The sequence below is a fragment of the Burkholderia sp. MSMB1826 genome (assembly GCF_001526325.1).
Classification (GTDB): Bacteria; Pseudomonadota; Gammaproteobacteria; order Burkholderiales; family Burkholderiaceae; genus Burkholderia.
On sequence record NZ_LOYN01000010.1, the window covers coordinates 870,497 to 882,132 of the forward strand.

Genomic DNA, 11,636 nt, shown 5'->3' on the forward strand with positions numbered 1-11,636 from the left:
AACTATCAGAAAAAAATCGACAAATAATTGGCGCCCCTCGCGGGCCCGCTTTCACCCCTGAATAAACCCATGATGTGAAATACCGGAATTTCCGGGCGGGATTTTTTTATTCATTGACCGAATTCTTGCGCATTACGATTGGATGAAACTTCCCGTCCATCCGTCGCAAGGAACCGAATCGCATGCAAGCTTTCAGCGGATCGTCTCTGGCCGCGCCGCCCGTCGCCGATCACAAGGAACACGTGATCGACGCGATGCGCGGCTTCGCGGCGCTGCTCGTCGCCTATTTCCACTGCCGCCAGGTCGTCTGGGTCGGCATGCAGAGCTTCCATCATGCTTACGGTCATGCCCTGAGCCCGGGCGCGATCGCCGGTTACCTGACCTTCCCGTTCGCGTGGGGCTCCGCCGGCGTCCCGATCTTCTTCGTGATCAGCGGCTACTGCATCCACCGCAACGCGGCACTCAAGCTCGCGGCCAACCCCGCGTACCGGCTCGACGCGCCGAACTTCTGGGTGCGCCGCTTCGCGCGCATCTATCCGGTGCTGCTCGCCGCGCTGCTGTTCACGCTCGCGCTCGACGCGGTCAGCCTGCAGATCGAGCCCGTCAGCCACAAGATCCGCGACGTCGGCCTCGTCGCGTTCCTCGTGAACCTGTTCTCGCTGCAGGGCGTCGCCGGCTACACGTACGGGTCGAACGGCGCGCTGTGGACGCTGTCGCTCGAAGTGCAGTTCTACGCGATCTACCCGCTGCTGTTCGCGCTGCGCCGGCGCATCGGCATGCCGGCCGTCGTGGCCGCGGTCGCGCTCGTCAACGTCGCGTCGGCGTGGCTGCTCGAACGGCACGACCTGCAGTTCTTCACGTCGTACTGGCTGTCCTGGACGATCGGCGCATGGATCGCGGACGTGCGCGCGCAGCAGTCCCGCGGCACGGCCGTCGTGCCGTCGCGCGCGTGGTACGTCGCGGCCGCCGTGCTGCTGGCCGCCGGCTGCGGCGCATTCCATTTCGGCCAGTACGGCGCATTCCAGCTCTGGTCGGCCGGCTTCGCGTGCTTCCTGTACCGCGCGCTCGCCCGGCCGCCCCGCCCGACCCCGCCGCTGCGCGTGCTGAGCTGGTTCGGCGACTTCAGCTACTCGCTGTACCTCGTCCACCTGCCGCTGTTCGTCTGCCTCGGCTCGGTGCTGTTCCACTCCGAACTGCAACTGTCGATCTGGCCGTCGTTCGCATTCATGGCCGTCGCGATTCCGGTGGCGTACCTGTTCTACCGGATGTTCGAACGGCCGGCGATGATGTGGTCGGCCAGCTTCAAGCCGACCCGCACCGCCCGCGTCGTCGCGTCGTCGCCCGAACAGGCCGTCTGAAGCGGGCCGGCCGGCGCGGTCGGCCCGTCCGGAGCCCTCGCGCGGCGTCTCGCCGCGCGGGTGGTTTTCATGGCCGTCACGCGGTTGCGGCCGGGTCGCCAGGGGAACGCGGCAGCCTGCTGCCGTCCGACCGCGCTACGGCCCGCGTGGGCGGCTCGTGGCGATATCCGCAGCTGCGGCGGCAGCGCCCGATCGCCCCATGCTCCCGACGGCCCGATTCCGTTCCGGATGACGACCGGCCACGCTTCGCGACCGACGCCGGGGCGCAAACCCGCCTCTCCGTCAAAACCACACGCGTCGCCCGCCGAACGGCAAAGCCCCCGCGCAGCGCGACGCCGCATGGGGGCCCGTTTCCCGCCGGCTCGCGCCGACTGCTACTTCTTCGCGTTCGCGGCCTTGGCCGCCTTGGCGGTATCCGCGAGGATCTTCTCGACCCGCTCCACGTAGGTTTCGGTGCCGAACCGGCGCACCGCGGTCGCACGCCCGCTCGCGACGAGCCGCTCGCGCAGCGCGCCGTCGCGCTTGAGCGCCGCCAGCGCATCGGCCAGCGCGGCCGCGTTGCCCGGCTCGCAGAGCAGCCCGTTGTCGCCGTCCTCGATGATCTCGACGACGCCGCCCGCGCGGGCCGCGACGACCGGCCGTCGCGCGAGCATCCCCTCGACGATCACGCGGCCGAACGGCTCCGGCGTGATCGACGTGTGCGCGACGACGTCGACCGCCGTCATGCAGGCGGCCACGTCGCGCTGGAACCCGAGGAAATGCACGCGTTCGTCCATCCCGTGCTGCGCGACGTATTCGTGCAGTTGCGCCGCATACTCGTCCTCGCCGAACAGCGGCGCGCCGACCAGCACCACGTGCATGTCGGGATGCCGCTCGGCGGCCTCCAGCAGCACGTGCTGCCCCTTCCAGCGCGCGAGACGGCTGAACGAGCCGACCAGCCAGGCGTCCGTGGGCAAGCCGAGGCGCGCGCGCAGCGCGGCCTGGCTCACGCCTTCCAGCGCGTCGAACGGTTCGGCCGAAATGCCGTTGAACACGACGTCGACGTGCTGCGGCGTGAAACCCGTCAGCGCGCGAAACGCCTGCGCGGAGGCGTCGGAGTTCGCGATCACGCGCGTGACGCCGAGCCGCGCGCAATACTTGATCGCCTGTAGCTGCTTGCCGCCGAAATGGTCGGTGCTGACGATGTCGCGCAGATGCCAGACCACCGGCTTGCGCGCGAGCCGCCCGGCGAGCGCGGCGACCACCATCGCGCGTTGCGTGTTCGCGTAGATCACCTCGGCGCGGCGCGCGCGCCGGGCGACGTCGCGCACCAGCCGCACGAGCTGCTTCACCGCGCCGAACGACACGCCGCCTTGCTTGCGCACGCCCGCGAGCGCGCCCTGCTCGACCACGTCGACGCGCGCGCCGATCTCGTCGAGCGCCGCGCGGAACGGGCCGTCGTCGAACAGCAGCACGTCGGCGTTCGCGCGCATGTGCTTCATGATCTCGAGCAGCGACAGCTCGGCGCCGCCGAGCACGCCGCTCTGATCGAGCACGAGCGTCGCCGGGCCGCGCGCGGCCGGCATCGGTGCGGCCGTGCCGCGCTGCGCGGTCGAGCCGGGCAGCGCTTGCTCCACGTAGTCGAGGAAGCGCCGCCGGAACGTATCGGCGGAAAACCGCTCCGCGTTCGCGCGACAGGCGTCCGGCGTGAAGCGCTGCGGTGCGCGCTCGAAGTCGTCGACGGCCGCGACGATCGCGTGCGGCGTCTGTTCGTCGAAAAAGAGACCGGTCGGGTTCAGGTTCGATTGCGGATCGAGCACCGTTTCGAGCGCGCCGCCCTTGCCGTATGCGATGACCGGCGTGCCGCACGCCTGCGCCTCGACGACCGAGATCCCGAAATCCTCCTCGGCCGCGAACACGAACGCCTTCGCGCGCCGCATCCGGTCGTGCAGCACCGCGAACGGCTGGTAGCCCATGATCTCGACGTTCGGGCCGGCCTTCGCCCGAATCTTCTGCATCTCGGGGCCGTCGCCGATGACGACGAGCTTGCGCTCGGGCGTGCGCGAAAACGCCTCGACGATCAGGTCGATCTTCTTGTACGGCACCATCCGCGACGCGGTCAGGTAGAAATCCTCCTTCACCGCGTTCAGCGAGAATGCGTCGACGTCGACCGGCGGGAAGATCACCGCCGCGTCGCGGTGATAGACCTTCTTGATGCGCCGCGCGATGAACGCGGAGTTCGCGACGAAGCCGTCCACCGCGTTCGCGGTGCGCGTATCCCAGTTGCGGATGTAGTGCAGGATCATCCGCGCGAGCAGCGATTTCGGCCCGTGCGTGAGGTTCGACTGTTCCAGATACTGATGCTGCAGGTCCCACGCATAGCGGATCGGCGAATGCACGTAGCTGATGTGCACCTGGTCCGGCCCGGTCAGCACGCCCTTCGCGACCGCGTGGCTGCTCGAGATCACGAGGTCGTACTCGGACACGTCGAGCTGCTCGATCGCGAGCGGCATCAGCGGCAGGTAGCTGCGGTACTTGGTGCGTGCGAACGGCAGTTTCTGGATGAACGACGTCGTCACCCGCTTGCCGCGCACGAACGCGCGGTCGTCGAGGAAATCGACGAGGCTGAACAGGTCCGCGTCGGGAAAGCACGCGACGATCTGTTCGAGCACACGCTCGGCGCCCGCATAGGTGACGAGCCAGTCGTGGACGATCGCCACGCGCAGCGCACGCGTCGGCTGCCGCGCGCCGGCGCGCTCGGCCGGCGCCGCGCGGTGCAGCGCGGCGGCGTCGCCCGCGTGGGCCACGGCCGCATCGGCCGTGGCGAGATTCAGGACGGCGTGTTCCGCCAGATCGCGATTCATGTCGTTTTCCTCGCATTGAGACGGACGAACAGGTCGCGCACGAGCGCGCGCAGCCCCGGGGTCATCGTGAGCGACCACGCGACGTTCAGCACCAGCACGACCGCGCACATGCCGATCGACTCGCCGAGCCCCGACCACGCCTGCGCCAGAAACAGGCTGGCGAGCAGGAAGGCGAGATGGGCGAGCATGTCGAGCACGATCGCGCGCATCCGGATCGCCGACAGGTACAGCAGCACGCCGTAGTCGACGAGCGCGCGCGCCGCGACGACCACCGCCGCGCCGATCAGCCCGAAGTGATGAATGCCGAGCCACAGGCCGCCGACGAAGAACGGCATCTCGACGAGCCCGGCGAATGCCGCGCGGGCCGGGTTCACCTGCGACTGGATCAGGATGCGCGTGACGCTCGCCTGACCGACGAGCCAGACGCTGATCACCAGCACACGGCCCACCGGCGCCGAATGCGCGGCGAGATCGGCGCCCACCCACAGCGTGAGGAACGGCGCGAGCGCGAAGATCGCGACGATGCCGACCGGCGTGAACACGCCGTTCAGGAATTCGAGCGACTGGCGCGCGAGCGTGTCGGCATGGTCGCGGCCGACCGCCGACAGGCGCGGGAACAGCGTGCGCACCAGCGCGTTCGGCAGCATGTTCAGGCGCGTGACGAGGTTCTGCGGCACCGTGTAGTAGGTGACGAACTTCGCGCCCATGCCGGCGCCGAGCATCACGCGATCGAGCGTGTCGGCGATCATGCTCGTCATGCTCGCGATCAGCATCCAGCCGCCGAAGTTGAACAGCCCTTTCGCGGTGCCCCACTGCGGCGGGTCGATGCGCCGGATCCCGAGCACCTTGATGCTCGCGTGACCGAGCATCGCCGCGGCGATCAGCCGCGCGACGACGGCGGCGGCGAGCACCGTCTGCAGGTTCGGCGCGATCCACCACGCGGCGCCGAGCGGCAGCAACTGGAACAGGAACGTGCCGATCGTCTGGTTCGTGTTGAACACGCCGAACCGTTCGGCGCCGTTGATCGCGCCGGCGAACACCCACGACACGTTCGCGAGCGGAATCGCGAGCGCGAGCCACGGCAGCGCCAGATACACCTCGTGCTGCATCGCGGCCGACACTTTCGTGAAATACGCGGTGTAGACGAACGCGCCGAAGTAGATCAGCAGCCCGCCCGCGATGCCGGTGCCGAGATTCAGCCAGAACGCGCTCCAGAACACCCGCGCGCTTTCGTCGGCGTTGCCGCTCGCGAGCGCCTTCGAGATGTGGTTCTGCGCGGCCATGCTCATCCCGAGATCGAGGATCCCGAAATAGCCGATCAGCGTCCACACGAGGCTGACGACGCCGTAGCGTTCGACGCCGAGCGCATGGATATAGGCGGGCACCGTCACCAGCGACACGAAGGTCGGCAGGATCAGCCCGATGAAGTTGATCGAAACGTTCTTGAGTATGCCTTTGTCCATGCTCATGCCTTGTGTGACGGCGACGACGTCGTGCGCGGCGCGCCGCCCGTCACGGTTTCCAGCGATACATCAGCACCTTGCCGCGCGCGTCTTCCTCGACGAACACCAGGTATTCGCCGTTCTCGCGCCGGAATGCGCTGATGCCGAACGGCACGTCGACCCAGCCGGACGCCTTGCCGACCTCCGCGCCCGGGCTCATCACGCCCACTTCCTTGCCCGTGTCCTTGTCGTACACGTGGATCTTGCCGACCGGCTCCACGGTGAAGATGTAGCGGCCCTCGACCGTGATCCCGATCAGGTCGAAGATCGGCTTCGCATCGAGCTTCCACGGCAGCGCCACCTGGTAGCGCAGGACCGGCGAACCCGTCGACCACTTGTCGAAGCGGATCAGCACGCGCCCCACTTCCTTGTTGATGCCCGGCTGCGGCGGCGCGTCGGCCGTGTAGCCGGTCACGTACAGCGTGTCGGTCTGCGGCTCGTAGATCGCACGGCGCAGCTGCGTGAACGGCTGCGGCATCGGGTAGGTCGTGACCTTGTCGTACGAATAGATCGGGTTGCCGGCCTTGTCGACGCCGCCGTACTGGAAGCGGTGGATGCCGCGCACGTCGCTCGTGCGCCAGATGTCGCCCTTCGTGTCGACCCACCAGCCCCAGCCGCCCGCCTTCGCCTTGCCGGTCGTGTTGATCTCGAACTCGTCCGCGTCGATCCGGCCGTTGCCGTTCGCGTCGCGCCCCAGCCAGTCGCCGCCCGGCGGCTTGTTCGGCACCTTGTCGACCGGCCGCGCTCGGCCCGCGATCAGGCCGGACGGAATCGCGACCTCGCCGTCCCGCTTCGCGTCGAAGCGGTAGATCTTCAGGTGATCGGCGTACATGTCGGTCAGGTACAGGAACGTGCGGCCGTCGACGCGCCGCGCGATCGGCATGCCCGGATACTGGTCCGTGTGGAACACCGGATCGTCCGGATACTTGAAGCGGTTCGACAGGAAGCCGACGTACTTCCAGTCCTGGCCCGGCGGCTTCGACAGGTCGAGCTCGAAGCGCTTGTTGCCCGTGTACACGCTGTTCGGCCGCGCGGGGTCGAGCCATGCGCCGTCGACGAACAGCAGCCCCTGCACCTGCCAGCGCAGCTTGCCGTCCGGCGTATAGCTTTCCAGTACCGCGCCGAGCCCGGCGCCGATCGTGTCGTGGCGCGGCCCGATCCCGTTCATCGACACATAGATGTTGCCGGCACGGTCGACGCCGACGCCCGTCAGCCCGTTGAAGCGCTGCGGCCCGGGCCGGCCCGGCACCGGGCCCGCGAAGATGCCGCCGCGCTCGCCGAGCGTGCCCGACTGCGCATAGCCCTTGCCGCCTTTCGAGAAAATCAGGATCTGCTGGCGCGGCCCGTTGTCCGCGACCAGCACGCGCCCTTTCGCATCGACCGCCACGTCCACCGCGTCGGTGCCTTCCGGCAACGCCGGCGCGTCGTCGAGCGTGCGACCGTCGGCCCGTACGTGCACCAGATGCGCGGGCCCGCCCAGCGTATCGGTCAGCAGCCACAGCGTGCCGTCGCCCGCGAGCGCGATGCGGCCCGGCTCGTGGGCGCTCCACGTGCCCTTCCGTTGCATCGTCTCCGCGTCGTACACCTCGACCGCGTCGCGCGACGGATTGGTCGCGAACAATGTCTTGTCGTCGGCCGCGAGGCCGCCCACCTCCGCCTTCGCATCGCCCACTTCCGAGCGCGCGGGCGCCGGCACCTCGTTCATCACCATGAAGCTCGCGGCCATCCGCGCGCGGCCGGCGTCGGCACGCCCGCCCGGCGCGACTTGCGGCGACGCGCGAAACGGCGCCGGCTGCTTCATGTCGCCGATCGTGCGCCGCGAGATGCCGAACCATTGCTTGCCCTTGTCCGGCCAGATGCCAGGCGACTGCAGGTGGCCGCGCTCGTTGCCCACGCCGATCGCGACGTACGCATATTTGCTGTTGACCGCGATCGCGTTTCCGCCGAGATTGCCCCAACCGTGCGTGCCGCCGGCGAAGCCGAGCATCTTCCCGTCCTGGTACACGCTCGCCTCGGCGCCGCTCTCGTCCCACGGCGCATTCGTATACACCTTGCCCTCGGGCGTCACCGCGATCGCGCGGATGTCGATCTGCGTCCATGCGCCGTCGCCATAGCCGAACGTGTTGCCGATCCACGACGTCGTCGCGGGCAACACCGTTTCGGCCGGCACGGCGCTCGTCAGCAGTGCCGCGCATACCGTCATGCCAACCAGAATCAGACGTCGCAATGCGCTTCTCCAGACTCGATACAACAGCGACCGGCGCCGCCACGGATCGCCCGCGGCCGCGCCCTGTCGCTAAATGGGTTTCAAACGTCGCGATGCAGGTTACAAGCAAAAATAATCACAAGAAATTTGGAAATATTTGGGGATGTTTCTGCCTGAAATATCGAACCGGAACAGCCTGTAAATGACGCCCGGAAACGGCAATAACGACCGCCCGTCGACCGTCGCCGTGTAGAAAATTCCGCTCTGCGCCGCCTGTCGTGCCCGCCCGGCCGCCAACCTTTCATCTCGCGATCGTAATAACCGGCATTTGGATGTTTTCCGGCAGATAAATGTCGTGCGTTTTTTTACCGATTTCTTTTCCCTAGAATCGATTTCGATTTCATATTTCATTTAAAGGCATGCAATACGTACACGCATCGGATGCGGGTCGTGAAGGAGCCGCGCGATGACGGCCCTGTCGCGCCCCGCCGACCTCGCCCCGCCGCAACACGGCCGCATCGTCCAGCTCGACGGGCTGCGCGCGATCGCGGTTGGCGCCGTGTTCCTGCAGCACGCGCTGAAGGCGCCGCTGTGGATGGGCGTCGATCTGTTCTTCGTGCTGAGCGGCCTGTTGATCACCGGCATCCTGCTCGATCGCAAGGCGCGCGGGCAGTCGTACTTCAGCCACTTCTATGCGCGCCGCGTGCGTCGCATCCTGCCGCCGTACGTGCTGCTGCTGGCGGTGTCGACGCTGCTGTTCGGCGCGAGCTGGCTGCCGCACTGGCCGTGGTTCGCGTTCTTCTCGACCAATATCGGGCTGTCGCTCGGCAGCATCGGCCATGACAGCCTGAACGTGTTGTGGTCGCTCGCGGTCGAGGAGCAGTTCTACATCTTCTGGCCGTTCGTCGTGCTCTGGTGCTCGGAGCGCGCGCTGCTGTGGGTCGCCGCCGCGCTGATCGTCGCGGCGCCGGTGCTGCGCGCGATCGCGACACCGTGGTTCGATTCGTTCTGGCCGATCTACTACCTGACTCCGTTCCGGATGGACCTGCTCGCGGCCGGCGCGTTGCTCGCGATCGTGCTGCGCCGCGACCGGCGCGCGCTGGAGCCGTTCTATCCGCTCGCGATCGTCGGCGCGCTCGTGTCGCTGGCGATCCTCGGCTGGCTGCACCTGTCGTTCCCGCGCTTTCGCGCCGCGAACACGCCGTTGTCGAACGCGGCGCTCTACAGCATCTCTCTGTTGCTGTGCACGTCGATCGTCGTGATCGCGCTGCGCGGCCGCGGCCTCGTGCAGCGCGTGCTGACGAACCCGTTGCTCGTCTACGTCGGCACCGTCAGCTACACCGTCTACCTGATCCACCTGAGCGTGCTGTACGCGCTGTGGCCGCTGCACCTGAACCGCTTCGTCACGGCCGCGCTCGCGCTCGCGATCACGCTCGCTTACGCCACGCTGAGCTGGTACGGCTTCGAACGGCGCCTGACGCGCGGGCCTGCGCGCCGCGCGTTGCCGGCTGCCGCCGGCACGACCGCCTGAATTTCATCATCCATCGCTTCTACCAGGACAACGCCATGAGCCAAACGCGTAAAAAGGCCATCATCACCGGAATTTCGGGGCAAGACGGTGCGTACCTGACCAAACTGCTGCTCGACAAGGGCTACGAAGTCACCGGCACCTATCGCCGCACCAGCTCGGTGAATTTCTGGCGCATCGCCGAGCTTGGCGTCGACACGCATCCGAATCTGACGCTCGTCGAACACGACCTGACCGATGCCGGTTCGAGCCTGCGCCTGCTCGAACGCACGCAGCCGGACGAGCTCTACAACCTCGCCGCGCAAAGCTTCGTCGGCGTGTCGTTCGACCAGCCGGCGACGACCGCCGAAGTGACCGGCATCGGCCCGCTGAACCTGCTCGAGGCGATTCGCGTCGTGAGCCCGAAGACGCGCTTCTACCAGGCGTCGACGTCCGAGATGTTCGGCAAGGTGCAGGCCATTCCGCAAACGGAAACCACGGCGTTCTATCCGCGCAGCCCGTACGGCGTCGCGAAACTGTACGCGCACTGGATGACCGTGAACTACCGCGAATCGTACGGCCTGTTCGGCAGCAGCGGGATCCTGTTCAACCACGAATCGCCGCTGCGCGGCCGGGAATTCGTCACGCGCAAGATCACCGACACGATCGCGAAGATCAAGCTGGGCAAGGCGACCCGCCTCGAACTGGGCAATCTCGACGCGAAGCGCGACTGGGGCTTCGCGCTCGAATACGTCGAAGGCATGTGGCGGATGCTGCAGGCCGACGAGCCCGACACCTACGTGCTGGCCACCAACCGGACCGAAACCGTGCGCGACTTCGTGCGGATGGCGTTCGCGGCGGCCGGCTACCAGATCGAATGGAGCGGCAAGGGCGAGCAGGAGCGCGGCCTCGACGCATCGACCGGCAACGTGCTCGTCGAAGTGAACCCGAAGTTCTACCGCCCGGCCGAAGTCGATCTGCTGATCGGCTGCGCGGACAAGGCGAAAAGCAAACTCGGCTGGGCACCCAGGACGACGCTCGAACAACTTTGCCAGATGATGGTCGAAGCGGATTTGACGCGGAACCAACACCATGACACGTTCTGACACCGGGCGTCCGTCGCGCCGTGCGTTCGTCACGGGCCTGACGGGCTTCACCGGTCGCTACATGGCCGAACGCCTGCAGGCGGCCGGCTATGACGTCTGGGGCACGATCGCGCCCGGCGCGCCCCGCCCTGCCGATCCGGCGTTCGCACACTGCACGCTGGTGCCCGTCGACCTGCTCGACGCGGATGCAATGCGCGCGGCCGCGGCCGACGCGCGACCCGACGCGGTCGTGCATCTCGCCGCGCGCGCGCATGTCGCCCAGGACGAGCCGTCGCAGACCTACGCGGTCAACATCGTCGGCACGCGCAATCTGCTGGCGGCGCTCGCCGGCCTCGACCGCCGCCCGTCGGCCGTGCTGCTGGCAAGCAGCGCGAACGTCTACGGCAACTCGACGGCCGGCGTGCTCGACGAAACCGTCGCGCCTGCCCCGGCGAACGACTACGCGGTCAGCAAGCTCGCGATGGAATATGCGGCCAAGCTATGGGCCGACCGGCTGCCGATCGTGATCGCGCGGCCGTTCAACTACACGGGCGTCGGCCAGAGCGATGCGTATCTGCTGCCGAAGCTCGTCGCGCACTATGCGTCGAACGCACCGCGGATCTCGCTCGGCAACCTCGACGTGAGCCGCGATTTCTCCGACGTGCGCGACGTGACGGCCGCCTATCTGAAGCTGATCGAAGCCGCGCCGGCCGGCGAGACGTTCAACGTCTGCTCGGAGCGCGCGTATTCGCTGAAGGAAGTGCTGGCGATGCTGTCGCGCATCGCCGGCTACGTGATCGACGTGACGATCGATCCGCGCTTCGTGCGACACAATGAAGTGAAAAGCCTGAGCGGGTCGCGCGACAAGCTGCGGCGCGCAGTAGGCGAATTGCCTGTCACGCCGCTCGACGAAACGCTGCGATGGATGGTGGACGCAATGCGTGCCGCACCGCACGGGCAGCACGCCGCCGGCTGAACGGGAAAACACGCGCGCGACGGCATGCGCCGAATCGGCATAGGGGACGGCCATGAGGCCGTACCCCTGCCACACCACCCGGCATGCGGGTCCGCACCGGGCGGTTCGGGAAGTTGAGGTTATGAGAGTCGGGGCACACCCAGCCGATCGAAGTACGCG

The 11,636-nt window shown here is 67.6% G+C and carries 7 protein-coding genes; 4 read left to right on the plus strand and 3 right to left on the minus strand.

Annotation, left to right across the window (positions count from 1 at the left end; all coding sequences use genetic code 11):
* The first annotated feature begins 182 nt into the window (after positions 1–182).
* Positions 183–1,358, plus strand: a complete 1,176-nt coding sequence (locus tag WS95_RS05840) for an acyltransferase family protein (RefSeq protein WP_059822744.1) — start codon at positions 183–185, stop codon at positions 1,356–1,358.
* 374 nt (positions 1,359–1,732) lie between these two features.
* Here the strand turns inward: WS95_RS05840 and WS95_RS05845 are convergent, their stop codons facing one another.
* Genes WS95_RS05845 through WS95_RS05855 form a run of 3 tightly spaced genes read right to left on the minus strand, consistent with a single transcriptional unit; the run spans position 1,733 to position 7,906 of the window.
* On the minus strand, positions 1,733–4,201 hold the full coding sequence (locus WS95_RS05845) for a glycosyltransferase family 4 protein (RefSeq protein ID WP_059822746.1): 2,469 nt from the start codon (positions 4,199–4,201) through the stop codon (positions 1,733–1,735).
* On the minus strand, positions 4,198–5,664 hold the full coding sequence (locus WS95_RS05850) for a flippase (RefSeq protein ID WP_034205153.1): 1,467 nt from the start codon (positions 5,662–5,664) through the stop codon (positions 4,198–4,200). Before WS95_RS05850 ends, WS95_RS05845 begins: the two co-directional genes overlap by 4 nt.
* A gap of 49 nt (positions 5,665–5,713) precedes the next feature.
* Entirely contained in the window at positions 5,714–7,906 is a 2,193-nt protein-coding gene (locus tag WS95_RS05855) for a hypothetical protein (protein WP_059822748.1), read from the minus strand.
* 469 nt (positions 7,907–8,375) lie between these two features.
* Here WS95_RS05855 and WS95_RS05860 point away from each other — a divergent pair, with 469 nt between their 5' ends.
* The 3 genes from WS95_RS05860 to WS95_RS05870 are packed head-to-tail and all read left to right on the plus strand — an operon-like array spanning position 8,376 to position 11,477.
* Positions 8,376–9,440 (plus strand): acyltransferase family protein, encoded by a 1,065-nt coding sequence (locus tag WS95_RS05860; protein ID WP_034205155.1) that lies wholly within the window; start codon positions 8,376–8,378, stop codon positions 9,438–9,440.
* A gap of 35 nt (positions 9,441–9,475) precedes the next feature.
* On the plus strand, positions 9,476–10,522 hold the full coding sequence (gene gmd, locus WS95_RS05865) for a GDP-mannose 4,6-dehydratase (RefSeq protein ID WP_034205156.1): 1,047 nt from the start codon (positions 9,476–9,478) through the stop codon (positions 10,520–10,522).
* A complete protein-coding gene (locus WS95_RS05870) occupies positions 10,509–11,477 on the plus strand; it encodes an NAD-dependent epimerase/dehydratase family protein (protein ID WP_059822749.1) in 969 nt (322 codons plus the stop codon). Before gmd ends, WS95_RS05870 begins: the two co-directional genes overlap by 14 nt.
* Positions 11,478–11,636 lie beyond the last annotated feature (159 nt).